Raw genomic sequence first — 17,622 nt, forward strand, 5'->3', positions numbered from 1 at the left:
TTTTCCAAATTGAAGGTTTTCTAATTAATAGCGACCTGGCGAAGATTCTTTACTGCTGTGCGAAATATGCAAGAAAGTGAATATGACGAATTGCCACCGTGGATAGTGCCATGAGGCGATATTTCGAGCCATCACCCGCAGGCGGTGTCCAGAGCTCAGCCTTTACGAACAGGGCTCGAGGCGCGAGCTTTACCGGCATGGTATTATAAGAAAGCTGGAAAAGGTGATTCTGACCGGAAGTTAGCGCATCTTATGATAAAAATTGAGCCGTTATTTGCCACTGATTGCACCCAGACAAGGGCGCTGCTCAGGCATCAGAACGAGCCGATGCCATACGAGAGCTTCTGCGCCGAAGAAGCCCTGAGCCTGCGTGGTCTGACGTTCTGGCAACACTGGATGCCCTGCCGGATGCACATGGCACCCTCCGTCTATATCGCCAAGGAAGATGGCGTCGTTCTGGGTCTGATTTCATTACGCACTCTTGGCAGATCCCGCGCCTGCTGGCGCATCGATCATCTCGTTGTGCACCCCAACCACCGCGGGCGCGGCATCGCGCAAGAATTGCTCAAGTTCGCCTTCGCCCTCTTCGGCAGCCAGGGCGTCAGCCACTTCATCGCCGAAGTTTCCGATCAAAATTCCGCCGCTTTGAATTTGATGGGAAATTGCGGCTTCCGCCGTTGTGCAAAAGTGACTGAATATCAGGTGCCGTCTGACTTTTCCGAACCAATTCTGACTGACGAAACCAGCCACTTTCGGCTTGCCATGCCGGAAGACAAGCTCCGACTCTATCAGTTGCATCAAGACGCCCTCCCTCCCGACCATCGCCTAATTTATGAATGGTCTCCGGAAGATTTTGCAATCTCAGATCTTCCCGTCGAAAATTTCGACCGCACAATCAAGCGCTTGATAAAAGGCAAGACATGGTTCTGGGTATCGCAAGACAGCGAACGAAAAGCGCTCACCTCGGCAGTGCGAGTCACGGCTCACCAGGAAGGCGACTACCATCTGGAATTCGCAGTGCATCCAGGTTATCTGCATATGGCTGAAGAAATCGTCATCTTCACTCTTGGCATGATGAAGCGCGCCGGTATGCGCGGAGTCATTAATGCGAAAGGTTACGACTACCAGGCGGCAGTCGTAGAAGCGCTTGAAAAGGCTGGTCTCGAACGCGCTGGAACGTTTTCATTGCTGGCCAGAGAACACTGGATGCGAGCGAAAAAGCCACGCACACTTCGATTAGACAAGAGTGTTTCACTCGCTCCGATTCCCGCCCCTGCCGTCAACCTGCCAAGAACAGCCAGACGCGGCGGAGAATCCTGATTGCAAAGTTGTATAAATAGATAAAGTATTTGCGAAGAACTGCATCTTAGTGGTCCACATCTGTTAACCTGACATACACTCATGCCCTATGGCTTGGGCGCACTGGACTGTTTACAGCCAGGGCAGGCGCTATTTGACAGCGGTACCGGTCTATCGGTATCATTGCCAGTCGCCTTTCGCTAGTTCCCAGGAACGCCATCGCAGCCAGGCTGCAGGCCCATTCCCAGGAAGAAATCGCAACTTGTCAGCTATTCAGGAGCTTCTTCGGTGCCGACCATCAATCAACTTATCCGCAGAGAGCGCGCGAAAGTGACTTACAAAACCAAGTCACCAGCGCTCAAGTCTTGCCCGCAGCGCCGTGGCGTTTGCACTCAAGTCAAGACCACTACGCCAAAGAAGCCGAATTCAGCGCTTCGTAAAATTGCTCGTGTGCGCCTGACAAATGGCACCGAAATCACCGCCTACATCCCGGGTGTCGGCCACAATCTCCAGGAGCACAGTGTCGTGCTCGTAAGAGGTGGTCGTGTTAAGGACCTTCCGGGCGTCAGATATCACATCGTGCGCGGAGCACTCGACACCGCCGGTGTCAAAGACAGAATGCAGTCACGCTCCAAGTACGGCACCAAACGTCCAAAACCAGGCGCAGCAGCAGCCGCCGGCGCCAAGAAGAAGTAATCTCAGACAGGATAAAAAGCAATGTCACGCAGAAACAGCCCAGAAAAACGTGTTCCCGAAGCGGATCCAGTATTTGGAAGCCAGCTTGTACAGCGCTTCATCAATAGAATGATGCAACGCGGCAAACTCAGCACCGCGCAGAGAGCATTCTATGACTCCCTCAATATCCTTAAAGAAAGAAGCAAACAGCAAGAGCCGATGGACGTTTTCAACAAGGCTGTGAAGAACGTTACTCCGCTCGTCGAAGTAAAAGCACGCCGCGTCGGCGGTTCGACTTATCAAGTTCCTGTTGAAGTGAAGCAGTCACGCGGTGTCGCGCTCGCCACCCAGTGGATCATCACCAACAGCAGAAAGCGCCCAGGTCGTACATTCGCAGAACGCCTTTCTGCAGAATTGCTCGACGCATCGAACGGTGCTGGCAACTCAGTTAGAAAGAAAGACGAAACCCACAAAATGGCCGAAGCCAACAAAGCTTTCGCTCACTACCGGTACTAAATCTTTCGGTGAATCAAGGCTAGTGGCTGTGCAGCAAAACTGCATGCATGGCCGTTGGCGATTCATATTATAGTTAGCTCAATAACACTGATTCTTTGTAAAGATACGCAAGGATTTCGAGCCATGATTGATGAATTTTTTGTGGAGAATTCGCGTATCAGTGTTATTTTGCAATAGGCTGTCAACAGCGCGCCTCCACCGGGGCGCGTCGACACAGTCATTTCAAGGTAGTTACACATGGACACTTCCACCAGCGAAAGGAAACCCAACGCCGTGCAATCCACTAGAACCGTAGCACTCAAAGACATCCGCAACATGGGTATTGCTGCGCACATCGATGCCGGCAAGACAACGACGACCGAACGTATCTTGTTTTACTCTGGGTTGATCCACAAGGTAGGCGAAGTGCATGAAGGCACCAGCGTCACTGACTGGATGGAACAGGAAAAAGAGCGCGGTATCACAATCACCGCCGCAGCTATCACGAGCAACTGGCGCGGAAAGCGCATCAACTTGATCGACACCCCCGGACACGTTGACTTCACAGTCGAAGTAGAACGCTCGATGCGCGTTCTCGACGGTGTAATCATCGTTCTCTGCGCAGTGGGCGGCGTTCAGCCTCAGACTGCAACTGTCTGGAAGCAAGCCAATCGCTACGAAGTTCCTCGCATGATCTTCATCAACAAGATGGACCGCTCAGGAGCCGACTTCTATAAAGTAGTTTCACAAGTGAAAGAGCAACTGCCTGGAATGCATTCCACATGGGCTAATGCTCACCCTATTCAGCTGCCAATCGGCGCTGAAAGCGAATTTGTCGGCATTATCGATCTTCTCGAAACCAAAGCGATCATGTACGAAGAAGATGATCCAATGGGCAAGAAGTTCCGCGACGAGCCGATTCCAGAAAGCATGCGCGAGCAAGCCGAAGAATACAGACAGAAATTGGTCGACGCCATCGTCGAAACAGACGATGAACTGATGGAGAAATACCTCGAAGGCGCCACTGAATTCACAGTTGATGAGTTGCGCGCTGCTCTGCGCCGCGCTGTCTGCGCCAACAAAATCATTCCTGTTCTCTGCGGTTCAGCCTTCAAAAACAAAGGTGTACAGCCACTTCTCGACGCTATTGTCGACCTGTTGCCTTCACCTGAAGACGTTGCAGCGATCAAAGGCGTCACTCCTGACGGTGCAGAATCACTGCGCGCACCAGACGACACCGCCCCATTTGCAGCTCTCGCTTTCAAGGTCATGAACGACCCGTTCGTAGGCAAACTGACATTCTTGCGTGTCTACTCAGGCACGCTGGCTGCCGGCTCGTACGTGCAGAACAGCACTAAGGGCAAGCGTGAGCGCATCAGCCGACTGGTTCAGTTGCAGGCAGACGACAGAACAGACGTGGCAGAAGCATTCGCTGGAGACATCGTTGCCGCCGTCGGTCTGAAAGACACGACAACCGGTGACACACTCTGCGCTGATGGTCACCCGATCATTCTCGAATCAATGAAGTTCCCTGACCCAGTTATCTCGGTTGCTATCGAACCGAAGACTAAAGCTGACTCAGACAAGCTCGGCGTCTCACTGGGACGTCTGGCTGAAGAAGACCCTACCTTCAAAGTTAGAGTCGATCACGAAACTGGTCAGACAATCATTGCCGGAATGGGCGAACTCCACCTGGAAATCATTGTCGATCGTCTCTTGAGGGAATTCAAAGTGGAAGCCAACGTTGGTAAACCACAAGTTGCCTACCGCGAAACCATCAAGAAACAAGTCAAGCAAGAAGGCAAGTTCGTTCGTCAGTCAGGTGGTCGTGGTCAATACGGTCACGTTGTCATCGAACTCGAACCAACTGAACCAGGCGAAGGCTTCGTATTCGTCAACAAGATTGTTGGCGGTGTGATCCCGAAAGAATACATTCCAGGTGTTGAAGCTGGTATCAGAGAAGCTCTGCAAGGCGGCGTACTGGCGGGCTACCCGATCATCGACATCAAAACAACACTGGTCTTCGGTTCATATCACGAAGTTGACTCGTCTGAAATGGCGTTCAGAATCGCTGGCTCTATGGCTCTCAAAGAGGGCTTCATGAAGGCTAAGCCTATTCTGCTCGAACCGATCATGAAAGTGGAAGTAGACGTTCCTGAAGAATTCATGGGCGACGTCATCGGTGACATTTCCTCACGCCGCGGAAGAATTGAAGGCATGGATACTGCCGACAAACTCTCCAAGGTTCGCGCTACCGTTCCTCTCTCTGAGATGTTCGGTTATGCCACCGACATCCGCAACAAGACCCGTGGTCAAGGCACGTTCGTAATGGAATTCCTTCACTATGAAGAAGTACCTGCTGCGATTGCTGAAACCGTTATCAAGGGCAAACAAGCATCAGATAAGGCTTAATCGCACTGGCTGAGGCTTGAAAAAGTAACTGAAAAGGCGCGGCGAAAGCTGCGCCTTTTGCTTGTGTAGCAAGCAAATAGGGTAAACTTTAGAACGCTTACTAACATGTTGGAGCACAAACCCCTTGAAATCAGGGCGGCGGGAATAGTCATGAAATACCTACACAGCGGCTATCTATTATTCTGCGAAAAGGCAGACCACAGAGACGATGGACGAATTGATGCACTCGGGTTGTACGATTTGTTCGTCGCAAAAGAGCTGCCAATTGCGATGAACTCCTGGTGGGTTCTAGGTTTTGGTACGCCCTATGAGCGTCGCCAGTACAAAGGTTCGCTGACCCTGGAAAATCCATCTGGAGAAATCGTTTTCCAGAAAGAATTCAGTGCCAACGATCCAGCCGACATTTTCAAAGGCCACTACATCTTTAAGCCTGAAATCATCCTCGATAAAGAAGGTTGCTGGACAGCAAAAGCGACGCTGCGCAACTGGAAAGACGAATCAATGTGGGATGTGGAACGTCGATTCTGGACGATGCTTGAAACGGATTCACCGCCAGATCCTTAGAACGATTGGATCACAAACGATTGGAACAGCCATCGCATGCGGTGCTCTAGGTTCCACCAACTTCGCAATACCCTTTGCCGATCTTTTCTACAATCAGGTCGTCATAGTACTTTTTAGCAGCTTGATCGGTGGGGAAAGATTTTGGTTTTGTCATCCCAGCGGTGCCAATTTTGCCAAAACGAACAGTAACACTGCTGCCCTGCAATACGACTTCCCAGAATTTATTCGATGTGCCCTCAGAAAACTCGAACATACGAGGTTTAGTCGCGACGGCAGTTCCAGCAGGCACAGCCTCGGCCAACTGCACCGCATTTGATACCGCGGCTGTCTCTCGCTCAACAATGGCGGGCACGTGTTCGATATCGGTTCGCATTCTGACATAGGCCGGGAAACGCGGAACACCACGATCGGACAATTCCTGATAGCGAAAGGTTACGACGCTTCCGATGGGCGGAGGGTTGTTTCTCTCAGCGTCAGAAAAACCAGTACCGATGGAGAATTTGATACCATTGGCCAGTTCGACTGACAGTGCACCCAGCCTTCCTTGATGTTTACCAGTACCAGGTAAATGTTCGATGACACGAGCTTCAGCGTCGTGCATACTTTTCACTTTCAACAACGAAAAGGAACGACCGATTTCGTACTTCGACGATGGCTTTCTCAGCATCAAACCTTCACCACCAAGTTCCTCGACTCGTGCGAGTTCCTCACGAAGATGATCGGTGCCTTTACATCGTTCGTGAGTATGAGGACGGGCATATTTTGGCTGAGATTCGTCAAGCAACTGCGAAACAAAGGCCATACGCGCCTCAAAAACGTCGTCAATCTTGGGCGCATCGAAAACGAGGTAAGTAATTTCCTTCCAGTGGTCACTCTTATCCTGCCGACGCACGATGCTGACGGCTCGTTGAAATCCTTTGCGAGACAACCACAGCTCACCATCGAGGTGAACATCTCGAGGCAAATCTTCTATGAACCAATCGGGGGCGTGATAAACGTTTCCCTGCCTGGAAACGAATTTTTCGCCGTCCCAGTAAGCGCGCACCCCATCAAGTTTTTCACTCATCCACCAGCCTGTCAGGTCTATATCTGAAGTCCAGCTGTGAGCCAATAAAATCGGCGGTCCAGAAACTGCATTGCCTGAATCGGAACTGCCCATGCCAGTTGGCGTCGTCGAATTTGAATTCGCTGTTCGGCGAGGACGAGATGCGCTTGTCGGGAGTTCACCTCCAAGCCGTGCCTTTTCTGCATCCTCGCCACAATACTGGCGCAGATGTTTGCAGGTGCGACGTTCGATGGCAGTCGATTGATTGCGCCATGCCGGGCAGGTGCAAGAATAAACTCCACCCACATTACGCAGCTGATAGGGATCTTTAGCCGATCCTTTAATTTCAACGGTTTCGCCATCCTCGATGTCCGGCATATCACACCTCACAGTGAACGCGCTGTGATCTCTTGCCCAGTTCTGCTCAGATTAACTCCCGGCACCGGAAGTGTTGATCAGGCTAAACGTAAATCCCAGTCATCGCGGCTGTTGATTATGCTCAACACAACTACCGTCATCGCGCCCGTTGAATATGCTAAACGTTACTACCATCATCGCGGCTGTTGGTTATGCTCAACGTAACCCAGCTCTCTGGCTTTCGCAAAGTCTCTCGCGGCAGCATCCTTATTGCCAAGTTTCAAATAAGCCATGGCTCGTGAATTGTAGGTCAGCGCGACATCATTCTGCTGCTTGATTGATTCGGTATAGTCCCGCACAGCCTGTTTGTAGTTTCCCATTTGATAATAAACATCGCCACGCGACCGAAGCGAGTCTTCATCTTCAGGCACTCTCTTGATGATGGTTGTGTAATCGTCGATTGCCTTTTGATACTGCTTTATACGTGCAAAAGCAGCGGCGCGATGCGAAACGGTGTCGTTATCGGCAGGAGTAATCTTGAGGCAGCTCGTATAGTCAGGAATCGCTTTTTCCGAATGACCCATATTCTCAAAAGTCCTGGCTCGCTCGTACAGAGCAGCTTCGTAAAGGGGCTTCAATTTCAGGGCCGAATTTAAATCACTGATCGCCTGATCGTACTTTTCCTGAGAACGATAAGCTACTGCACGCTGATAGTAAGCTCTGGCATCGTCCTTGTTCATAGAGATGTACCTATTCAAAAGAGTCAAAGCCTTATCGTATTCTTCATATTTATTCAGCTGACTGGCATTGAGAAGTAGCTCATAGTTCACAAACTGTCGTCTTTGTTCAGGTGCGGCTGCCACACAGAACTGTCCAGAAAAAACGGAAATACAACTTAGAAGAAGCGAACCAGCAAAAATAATTCGACCGAATGGGACTGCTCGATTATGCAAAATTGTTGCCATGGAATCTAGAGAAGCACTCGTGTTCTGAGATAGGCTGATTTCACAGACTATTGAAAAGGTCACGCCATACAGTTACCGCTTGGGCGTGTTTCCCTGCTCACTCACTATACCAAAGCGAACCACCGGTCTAACAACAAAGACATAGGTGCAGACCGAAGCAATTACGAAAAATAGCATCGTCGAGGCCAATGCCCAGGGTGAATGACCATCATACAAGTACGAGACGATTACGCCACCCAGGGCACCAACTACCATTTGCGAGAATGCCATCACAGCCGATACCACTCCCGCGATACGAGGCAGCGGATCAATGCAACCATGAGCCACTGACGGTGAGAGCATGCCATAAGCAAAAGTGAATAGGAACAGTGCCGGAAACAGCGTCACAGGGCTGGCAATACCTGTTATGGTCAAGCAACATATCGATACAACCGAGATAAGCGCAAGAACCAGGGCAAAATTAATCGATAATACAGGCGAGATCTTTCGCTTGTTCAACTGACCGTTTGAGAACGCACCAGTCATGATTCCGAACGACACTGCAGCAAACAAATATCCGAATTGTTGGTTGGACAGACCAAAATGCTGCATCATCAGCAATGGTGAATTAGTAACATAACCAAAAACTGCACCGAAATAAAGCGCATTCATCATCGCGAATCCAAAACTTTGGCGGTGCTTGAAGACCTGCATATATTCGTTCCATAAAGCCTGCACCGTAAGCGGTGCCTTATTCAGTTTGGCCGACTCAGCAAAACAAAAATTGACGACGAAAAATATCGCGGTACCGAGCAAGAAAAGCAAGCAGTATATGTGACGCCACGTGCCCATAGTCAGGATCCAGGCTCCAATAGACGGTGCAATCATAGGAGCAAAACTGCGAATTGCCCCCACCTGTGCCAATCGAGCCCTGGCTTCCTGTCCCTCGAAGAGGTCCCGCACAAGGGCCGTATTCAGAACGGTAGCAGCTCCGGACCCCAACCCCTGAATGGTGCGACATATAAGAAGAGTCTGGATATTAGGGGCAAAAGTGCATCCAGCTGCAGCCAGCGCAAAGGCGGCACAGCCTGAAAGCAGAACAGGACGACGCCCATATCGATCTGACAGCGGTCCACAAAAAATTGGAGCAACAGCGAAACCAATCAAGAACAAACTCAACGTCATTGCTGAGGTGCGATCGGTAGTATGCAGATTACTTGCTATTAAGTCGAGCGCCGGCAAGCCCATGTCTATGGAAAGCGGTGGCAGTACTCCCAGGCTTACTAGAAAGAGAGTGAACCAGAAGGAGTGCTTATCCATGTTTCCATAGACACGCTTTTTCGGCGCCGCATTTCTTTCTTCTTCCGAGATTGCGCAGTCGGTCATTCCGAAAGCGTAACCGAAAGTGATGATGATCGGTAAGCAGTTCTAAGCAATAGATACTTACGATTTGTTGCGACTGCCCGGGCTAAGGGTCCATTCCAGTCAGGTAGCTGATGAAATTCCTCAGTCCAAAGAAGCTAGCGACAGGCTCACCATCGGTGCCACGAATTTCCACAGGAAACACGAGCCTTGTACGAATCGTTCTAACGTAGTTTTCGCTGAGAAGTATTCTAGAGCCATCTGTCGCCGCGCCAATCTCGAGATAATATGCCCAAGGTCCGATTGGGTCCCAGTATGAGTCCTCGCCAGTCGCGGGTTCCGCCTCTTGTTGTAACGAAATTATCCTGACCTTGCTGAAGGGATGAAGCTTCCAGGTGACTCCAGCGCTGTCGGTGACGCTGAAACCATTACATTGCTTATACAGCTCGAAAAACTCGCCCGAAATATTTATGCCGGCTCGCACCTGTCGCTGTAACTTTTCGGATAAAGCCGATATGACAGTAGACGGTAATGGTAGTTTCTTCCTTTTCACTCGAGTGCAAGCCAGAGAAGACCATGTCTGATCGCGTTTATGACGAACAGCCCAACCAATCTTGGGTTTAACCGCGCCTGTGGTTTGATCTTGCTCGATGCCCACGAAGCCACCGATCATCTCCATCAGCGCACAATCGCCCTTGCGACGATCGATGCAGCGAAACGGGACCAGAGACATCCCGGCAGGAAGGGTGTCGCTTCTGACACCAATTTCGCCCCTGTGCTCTACGGACCCGTCATCTGTCAGGACCGGATTTATAAGATCCCAGTTACCGCTTAGTTTGTTTTGTACGTATGGAATCAGCTTCACAATCCAGCCATTGATCAGGTCGCCACCATATGCGTCCGGAAGTTTGTACATACCTTTCCAGGTCTCGACATCGACCCGACCTTGCGCAGCATCGCAAAAAATGTCAGCAACTCGACGCAAATGAGGCAACCAGAAATCTATCTGGAATCGCTCCAGAAGATCGATTTTACGACGCAAATTACTCCAATCGTCGGCGGTACCAGTCAGAGTGATCTCAGGGAATCCACAGCCGCTCAGGAGTATGTATTCGTAATAGGATTCGAACACATCAAGCAAGCAGACCTGTGAAACCAGTTTCTCAATTGGTCCAGTCGTGGAAAAATCACTCAACAAAGCTGCACTTCCCTGGGATTCTTCACACAAGGCACTGGCAAACGTGTTAATGGCATCATCCCAGGCACTCTCAGGGGAGTGGGCATCGAGTTCCATCGAAATTTGAATCTCTTTGCGCCCGGAATGCTGAACCAGTATCGGACGCAGTTCCTCAGCATGCAAATGAACATGCAATGCCAGACCTTGCAAAATGGTTATCCAGACCATATCCGGAGACAAGATCAACGGTAAATGCCTGGCGTAGGCCGTGTGAATAGCATTGATAAATGCATGAGAAACTGTTCCCGCTACAACATCAGAGTTATAACCAGAGCAAGCCAGAACTGGCTCTTCAACACGGTCTAAGACATGCCTGAGAATTCTGTCGATGCTATCGCGAGTCTTTCCAAACTCTAGCAGCTCGCCGGATTTCTCTACATCGTCCACACGAAAAGTCACACCAGCTGAAGATTTTAGCTTCATGCAAGCACCTCAAATTTTTATACAGGGCGTAATTTGTACTTCTTATATTTTAGTTGAATTGCATATTTACTGCTCAGCACACCACCTCAAAACAGCGTCACCGCAAGCATTTGCAGCCACAGAATAATTAATGTAGAGGCATCAAATCGCGGTCAGGTCTGTTTTGCTTCTGACTTGGAAAGCACTGTACGACAGTGTTCCAGCATCAGGGAGGTAGCTTTGTCACCCGGCATCATTCCTGCTGCAGTCGTGAAAAGTTGCTCAGCCTCTCTAAAACGTCCACTTTCGAAACACTGTCTGCCGCGCCTGAAAAGCTCCATCGCTTCTTCATGCACGCCGGAGAGAGCACCATCAACAGACAGAAGTTCGTAAATCGGCTGACTCTGATCTCTGGTGCCGATGGTAATGCGATCCAGCTCCCTGACGTCAGCTTCCGCTAACAACTGAGCCGTAGTCTGCCCGACAATGCAGGTGGTTCCGTAGTGTTCGTTCAAAGGATCTAAACGCATGGCCAGATCTATTGCTGGTCCAAGAGCTCCGTACTGCACTAGAGAAGAATCGCGTGAGCCGGCATCGATTGTGCCGCAAATAGCATCTCCCGTATTAATGGTACAAGTCAAACCGAACGGAGATTTTTGACCGCTCTGATCATTACCAGTCAGCCGTTTAAGACGCATTCTCATTTCAACGATACATTTTGAGGCTGCTTCAACCTGCGCATTACTATCCATAGCGATAGGGGCTCCCCACAGCCCGATGACGCCGCAATTCCAGACCCTCTCGACTAATCCACCATGCTCTCCAATTGTCGCCATCATTACGCCCAGACACTCGTTGAGGCTTTGCAAAACTGCTTCAGGAGACTTGCTGTCCAGTGCCTCTGAAAAATCATGAAGCTGGCACGCCGCCACTGTGACATTCATCAATTTACCGGTCAATCCAAGTTCAGCCAACAAACGGCGTTCGATTTCATTAGCCAGTGGTTTAGCCGCTAGAGAGCGGAAAAGCTTTGTCTGTTTTGCCTTCTCGCGCTTGATCTTAAAATACTGATCAAACAATACGATGATCGTCGCCGGCCATGCCACTCCGATTACAGGCACCGTAAACGGTATCAAAACCCGCAACGAAACAAAAGCATAGAAAGATACCGCCAACCAGAGTACCGAAAGCAGCGCCATCGCCGAAAGGCTGAGGAAGGGACGATACGCACAACGCGCCAGTATTCTGCCCACTAGAAGCCCGCCGAAAATTATGAGAAGAAGCAGTTCCCACTGATCCGGTTCAGCCAGGAAACTGTTCTGCATAATATTGGAAATCAGATTGGCCTGGATTTCCACGCCATTCATAAGCGTTGGAGGCGGAGCCGCCGGAGTCAAAAAATTGGAAATAGAACTGCCGTAAAAATAATGCTGTTGGCTCATTCCCGGCACAGAAGGCTCGAACATGCCGATCAGAACAATTTTATTCATGAACGGATTCTGGGCGTCGACAACAGAGTCAGCAGCTTCCGGCTCATCGTCGCGACGGCTGGGCATGCTCTCAAACCAACCGTGTTGAGCATGTTTCTCCCAGTCGACGGCGCGCCAGACAGGTATAGCTCGATACGTACCTGGTGGTCCGGCATAATTGATGCGCACGACTGTTGGTATCAATCGATCACGAATATAGACAAAGCCCCTATCATCAACGATGGAACGTGCGCCCATCTTTTTCTCGGCTACGCGCAAAGCCAGTGATTTATAGAATGATGGTCCGAGCTGATCAAACAACATTGTGCCGCGACGAACCATTCCATCTGTGTCGGCGACTATGACGTTATTACCGACCGAACCGGAGTCTTCGCCGACCGCTTCTGTAAAAGGTGCACCCGGAGAACGCAGGAGAACCAGAGATTGATCGTGCATCGAGCCTGTGGTCGCTGGAGTTTTATCGATACCGGAAGTGAGCACCACATTTTTAGCTTTACGCAACTCTTCCAGTAAAGCAGCGTTATCGGCCTGGTCTATGTCACCGAGGCCGGTGGCAGCGGAAGTTAACGATGGACCTGTCAACTGTGGCGCCGCAGACCCCGTAGCAGCTGAAGAACCAGCATCTGCCTTGAGCTCGGTCGTTGCATCGAGTGGCACATCCAGAACAATCACAGCAGCATGGGCTTCCTCGAGTTTATTGATCAAACTCGCAAAGATCGCTTTCGGCCATTGATGCGCATCTGCCACACCCAATTTTCTTGCCGACTCTTGATCCACAGAAATAAGGACTATGTCCTTAGCAGCCGACGTTCGCCATGCACCATTAGGCCACAGATAATTGCGCAGCAAAAAATAGTGATCTTCCAGACGCATTTCCGCGTCCGATAACTCGGGATGCAGAGGCGGTAGATGAAAAAACTCCAGCAAGCATGCAACCAGCGCTGTTGCAGCACAAATTGCCATAGCCCGATTGCCAAGACTCTGAAAGCGTTTGCGGAGCTTGCCGAGCGCCGACGGCTTCGCATTAGGATTTGGTTCATCCGCTGCTGAACTCATTTTCGACTCGCCTGAGGCGTGCAAGAGCACACGTTTGGAAACGACTATAAATGGTGATATTCCACGCGCCCGTGAAAAATACCCAAATCGTGCATCCATTCCGGCGCAGACTGATTTGAGAAGTGCAAAATCCGAACTTCTTTTATTCACGCCGGAGCAGCAGTGTTTAAATCAGTTTTGACAGTCAAAGAGACGAGACGCGTTGAACTAACGGAATTTCTAAGCCGGAAACTCCTGCACAATTTGCCACTGAGTAAAAATTTGGACAGTACAGGATTCGAACCTGTGGCCTCTTCCATGTCAAGGAAACGCGCTACCAACTGCGCCAACTGTCCGTTCGAGGCATCATTTTAACCGAGCTGAGCCTGGGTCGCAAGTTCCTGGGCCGCGCAGTTGCCTCATCTGCTGAGTAGCCGGGGAGAAAGACAGGCGGCACCCAGATTTGAACTGGGGGATGGAGCTTTTGCAGAGCTCTGCCTTACCACTTGGCTATGCCGCCAAAATTTCCCCGCCACTCAAGGCAGTTGAAAGTATCGTATGCGGTTCAGACATCGTTTGTCAACGCAGAAGGCGGTTATGATAAACCAGGTTGAGACAAGCAGCTTAAGGCTGCTATGCCGGGGCTTTACGGCGCCTCAACGTGGTGGCCGCGGGAACAGAGGTATTTCGATTGCTGGTTTTGGTGTTGAAGCGCTGCTTGGGCTCGTTGCCTCTGCTGTTCCTGCTTTCGCTGGTTTCCTTCTGCATTATCAAAGTGTTACCGGGAGACCCTGTCGAAATCATGCTTGGTTCCGCTGAAAAGGATGTTCCCGCCGAGCAAGTAGCACTTATGCGCAAAGAGTTGGGTCTGGACCAGCCGCCCGTAAAGCAATACACCGCCTGGCTGACCGGGGTCTTGACCAGGGCGGAATTTGGACGCTCTTACCGTGACGGCCGCCCCGCCATCGCCGTCATAAAGGAACGGCTACCAGCAACTCTGGTTCTGGTCGGAACAGCACTGACAATTTCATTTACAATCGGCATCGTTTGGGGGCTGATCATGGCCTGGTTGCGCTTGACCAGGTTTGCCCGTATCGATTCCGCATTGATCGGGCTCGCCCTGGTCTTCTATTCAGCGCCCAGCTTCTGGGTCGGCTTTCTGGCTATTGCACTGGTAGCAAGCTACGGTCCACTCTCCGCAGTGCCGGTACTTGGATTGCATGCGCCAGGGCAGGTAGGCACGCTGCTGGCACTCTTCGGGCACGCAATCTTACCGGCACTGGTTCTGGCCAGCCGTCGAACCGCAAAAGTAGCACTTTTTGTACGCGCTTCAACAATCGAGGAAATGAACAAAGGCTACGTCACAACGGCTCGCAGCAAGGGTCTGAGCAACGCCGCGGTGATTATTCGACATGTCATGAAAAACAGTTTCATGCCGGTTGCCAGCCTGATTGGCTTGTCTCTGCCGGCTCTCCTGGGCGGGTCTGTTCTCGTCGAATCGGTTTTTGCCTGGCCGGGCATGGGAAGACTGGCGGTTGACGCCACCTTCGGCAGAAACTATCCAGTGCTGCTGGCTCTGATCATGATCTATGGAGCACTGGTAATAGCATCCAATCTCATTGCAGACATCGTGCATCTCTATCTTGACCCGCGCGCACGAGAATCCGAGTTGAGTCGCTCCCAACTGGCTAGAGGTAATGCCTGATGCCGGTAATGAAGGAGTTTGAACATAAGCGCATTTTGTCGACAACCGACAAAGGCACCGTCGCCATCTATCGGGTGCGCTTCAGCAAGAGAATAGTCTTCGGTTCAATGGTTCTGGCTCTCATTGCTGCCATAGCCATTCTTGCGCCTCGGCTGGCTCCAATCACTTACGAATATTCACCGCTGGCTGTACACCTCAATCAGATCAACCTGCCACCAAACTCACCCGGGCACTTATTCGGTACAGACTATCTTGGTCGCGACGTATTTGCCGAGACAATCTGGGGTAGCCGCGCTTCCTTGATAGTGGGGCTATGCGCGGCGCTGATTGCAGTTTCATTCGGAAGCATCTGGGGCTCCTTGAGCGCTTTTGCAGGCGGCATCGTCGACACGATAATGATGCGCACAGTGGATGGACTCTTATCCATTCCGAGCATAATTCTCTTACTGGCTCTAAACTCGCTTCTGTCGGCTCCAAGCATCGTGGCCACGCTTCCGCAGCCTGTGCTCTCCTTTCTGCACATCACCAGCTACAGCTTTGGAGATCTGCCCATAGTGACCGTGGTGACAGTAATCAGTGCCACGACCTGGCTGGAAGCAGCACGTATATCCAGAGCCAAGATTACAAGTGTAAAGTCGGAAGAGTATATAGAAGCAGCATCGGCACTGGGAATGAGCACACAGAGAATGCTGTTCCGCCACCTTCTCCCTAATGCCGCCTCTGTGCTGATGGTGGAGGCAACTCTTCTGGTTTCAGATGCGGTGCTAATGGAGTCGGGCTTGAGCTTCCTCGGTCTGGGACTTGGACCGGCCAATCCCAGTTGGGGCAGCATGCTGACTGCAGCACAGATAAGTCTGACTCAGGGAAACTGGTGGGCTGTATTCATTCCAGGACTTTTGATCACCCTGACGGTCGGGTCGGTTAACTTAATTGGCGAAGGATGGCTTGAAATGCTGGGTCGGCGACACCCGGCGGCATAATAAAATCCTCTCACACAGAGTATAAAGTGGTCGGCTAAAATGAAGGAAGTAAAGTGAGGAACTTATGTCGAACCCGCTCCGCACAGCCAGTCTAATATTCATCGCTGCCTTCTCTGTCTTATCCTTATCTTCTTGCGGAAATCAAAAGGAAGTCTCGTTCAAGTCGGGTGGCATGACTCAAACCTTTGCGGAAGGTCAAGATGCTATTCCAAAAGATTTTCCGTTGCCGATTTATCCTGGCGCCACCACATCTGGTTCAGTTTCAGCTGGCGGCGAAGACCAGGAGCATTCCCAATTTTTGATGCTCTCCAGCAATGATTCAATGGATAAGATCAGCGAGTTCTATCAAGGGCAGCTGAAAGACAAGGGTTGGGAGATAGACAAGGTCGATACAAGTCCCAAGCTGGTCAGCATTGACGCACATAAAGACAAACTGCAAGCCAATGCAGAACTGGTTGAAGACTCTGATTCAGACAAAACAACAATAAGCCTGCAAGTAAGCCAGCAGAGCGACAACCCTAAAGAAGACAGTGAAGCTGCGGCAGAAAATTTCAAGCCGGACAAAGTCACACCACCCACTGACTGAGCGTGAACGAGAAGAATAAAGCCAAGTTGAATACCAGAACCGACGCTGCAAAAGCAGAGGCTCTGGGCGAAGTGGTGTCTTCATCGATCACCGGGCTCGTCGCCGAGTGCTGGACAATCGAAGACTCTGACGGCATGCCGTCGGTGCAAAAACCGCGCTTCGGAAGTTTTCTCACAGTCGATTCAGAAGAAAGTGGTATACGCATTTACGCAGTCGTTTTCAACGTCATTACGGGTCCCCAGGATAATATGCACAGACCATCTGCGCTGGGACTGACGAGAGAGCGCTTGAAGGCTGAACAGCCCCATATCTTTTCACTCTTAAAGACCGAAGTGCACGCTGTCACAGTCGGCTACAAAAGTGGTGGCACCTCCTTCAACCACTTACCGCCGCAACCACCTGAGGTGCACGACTTTGTTTACAGAACCAGTAATTCTGAGATTGCATCACTGACTGAAGGTTTTGAATTTCTACGTTTACTGACGACCATCTCGTCTGTTCCAACGGATGAATTACTGGCTGCAGCAGTGCGGGAAGCGTACCAAGCGCGCGGCAACGATTACCAATTTTTGATCGAAGCAGGGCAGTCTCTATCGCACCTGCTGAGGTCGGATTACGACAGATTGCTCAGCGTTCTTCGCAAGATCAAACCGGCAACAATGAATTAGCATCTAGATTTGATGTGGTGGCAAATCAGCAAGCTCTAAAGCGTGATTCTTGCTTTCATACTTGCCTATTTCATCAAGCAGAACTTCAAGATAATCACTTTCGTCCTCTGAAACTGGCTCCTCTCTCATAATCAGACTCTGTACAACTTCATGAGCGGCATCAAGATGGTTGTCGTTTTTGATTGGCACCAGCGGAAAGCGCTCAATCAGCGCTCTATACTTCTCGGTCACCATCAGAATCTCTCCTTGTTCTACTCGGCATGAATTATAATTTCAGGACGTAAACTCGCTCTTGTTTGCTCCAAAGCATCGCAGCGAGACGATAATTATTGCCTCAAATATTGAAAATGAACTTTTGAGAGGAGA

15 protein-coding genes and 2 tRNA genes are annotated in these 17,622 nt (G+C 50.6%); 9 read left to right on the forward strand and 8 right to left on the reverse strand.

The window, feature by feature from the left end; translation table 11 throughout:
- The first annotated feature begins 252 nt into the window (after positions 1-252).
- From EKK48_19705 to EKK48_19725, 5 genes are all read left to right on the forward strand, one after another.
- On the forward strand, positions 253-1,320 hold the full coding sequence (locus EKK48_19705; protein ID RTL39273.1) for a GNAT family N-acetyltransferase: 1,068 nt from the start codon (positions 253-255) through the stop codon (positions 1,318-1,320).
- 267 nt (positions 1,321-1,587) lie between these two features.
- The gene (locus EKK48_19710) at positions 1,588-1,995 is read left to right on the forward strand and encodes a 30S ribosomal protein S12 (GenBank protein ID RTL39274.1); all 408 of its coding nucleotides are present in this window, start codon (positions 1,588-1,590) and stop codon (positions 1,993-1,995) included.
- A gap of 21 nt (positions 1,996-2,016) precedes the next feature.
- On the forward strand, positions 2,017-2,490 hold the full coding sequence (locus EKK48_19715) for a 30S ribosomal protein S7 (protein RTL39275.1): 474 nt from the start codon (positions 2,017-2,019) through the stop codon (positions 2,488-2,490).
- 237 nt (positions 2,491-2,727) lie between these two features.
- Positions 2,728-4,881: an elongation factor G gene (gene fusA, locus EKK48_19720; protein RTL39276.1), complete on the forward strand. Its 2,154-nt coding sequence runs from the start codon at positions 2,728-2,730 to the stop codon at positions 4,879-4,881.
- Between the two features lie 150 nt (positions 4,882-5,031).
- On the forward strand, positions 5,032-5,445 hold the full coding sequence (locus EKK48_19725; protein RTL39277.1) for a hypothetical protein: 414 nt from the start codon (positions 5,032-5,034) through the stop codon (positions 5,443-5,445).
- A gap of 46 nt (positions 5,446-5,491) precedes the next feature.
- Here EKK48_19725 and EKK48_19730 read toward each other — a convergent pair whose 3' ends face one another.
- The 7 genes from EKK48_19730 to EKK48_19760 form a co-directional block, all read right to left on the reverse strand.
- Positions 5,492-6,868, reverse strand: a complete 1,377-nt coding sequence (locus EKK48_19730; GenBank protein RTL39278.1) for a DNA ligase — start codon at positions 6,866-6,868, stop codon at positions 5,492-5,494.
- Positions 6,869-7,041: 173 nt separating this feature from the next.
- Positions 7,042-7,812, reverse strand: coding sequence for a tetratricopeptide repeat protein (locus EKK48_19735; GenBank protein ID RTL39279.1), 771 nt, complete (start codon positions 7,810-7,812; stop codon positions 7,042-7,044).
- A gap of 72 nt (positions 7,813-7,884) precedes the next feature.
- Positions 7,885-9,177: a Bcr/CflA family efflux MFS transporter gene (locus EKK48_19740; GenBank protein ID RTL39280.1), complete on the reverse strand. Its 1,293-nt coding sequence runs from the start codon at positions 9,175-9,177 to the stop codon at positions 7,885-7,887.
- Between the two features lie 82 nt (positions 9,178-9,259).
- Positions 9,260-10,813 carry a DUF4419 domain-containing protein gene (locus EKK48_19745; GenBank protein RTL39281.1) on the reverse strand — a complete coding sequence of 518 codons (1,554 nt, stop codon included), beginning with the start codon at positions 10,811-10,813 and terminating at the stop codon, positions 9,260-9,262.
- Between the two features lie 152 nt (positions 10,814-10,965).
- On the reverse strand, positions 10,966-13,488 hold the full coding sequence (locus EKK48_19750; protein ID RTL39282.1) for an adenylate/guanylate cyclase domain-containing protein: 2,523 nt from the start codon (positions 13,486-13,488) through the stop codon (positions 10,966-10,968).
- Between the two features lie 112 nt (positions 13,489-13,600).
- Positions 13,601-13,673: transfer RNA gene (locus EKK48_19755), tRNA-Val, on the reverse strand.
- A gap of 92 nt (positions 13,674-13,765) precedes the next feature.
- Positions 13,766-13,837, reverse strand: a tRNA-Cys gene (locus EKK48_19760).
- Between the two features lie 171 nt (positions 13,838-14,008).
- Between EKK48_19760 and EKK48_19765 the strand changes: the two genes are divergently transcribed.
- From EKK48_19765 to EKK48_19780, 4 genes are all read left to right on the forward strand, one after another.
- Positions 14,009-15,022: an ABC transporter permease gene (locus tag EKK48_19765; protein RTL39283.1), complete on the forward strand. Its 1,014-nt coding sequence runs from the start codon at positions 14,009-14,011 to the stop codon at positions 15,020-15,022.
- On the forward strand, positions 15,022-16,002 hold the full coding sequence (locus EKK48_19770) for an ABC transporter permease (GenBank protein RTL39284.1): 981 nt from the start codon (positions 15,022-15,024) through the stop codon (positions 16,000-16,002). The genes EKK48_19765 and EKK48_19770 overlap by 1 nt, the downstream gene beginning before the upstream one ends.
- 64 nt (positions 16,003-16,066) lie before the next feature.
- Entirely contained in the window at positions 16,067-16,588 is a 522-nt protein-coding gene (locus EKK48_19775) for a hypothetical protein (protein ID RTL39285.1), read from the forward strand.
- A gap of 2 nt (positions 16,589-16,590) precedes the next feature.
- Positions 16,591-17,256: a hypothetical protein gene (locus tag EKK48_19780; protein ID RTL39286.1), complete on the forward strand. Its 666-nt coding sequence runs from the start codon at positions 16,591-16,593 to the stop codon at positions 17,254-17,256.
- 3 nt (positions 17,257-17,259) lie between these two features.
- Here EKK48_19780 and EKK48_19785 read toward each other — a convergent pair whose 3' ends face one another.
- Entirely contained in the window at positions 17,260-17,490 is a 231-nt protein-coding gene (locus EKK48_19785) for a hypothetical protein (protein RTL39287.1), read from the reverse strand.
- Positions 17,491-17,622: the final 132 nt, after the last annotated feature.

Source organism: Candidatus Melainabacteria bacterium, from assembly GCA_003963305.1.
Classification (GTDB): domain Bacteria; phylum Cyanobacteriota; class Vampirovibrionia; order Obscuribacterales; family Obscuribacteraceae; genus PALSA-1081.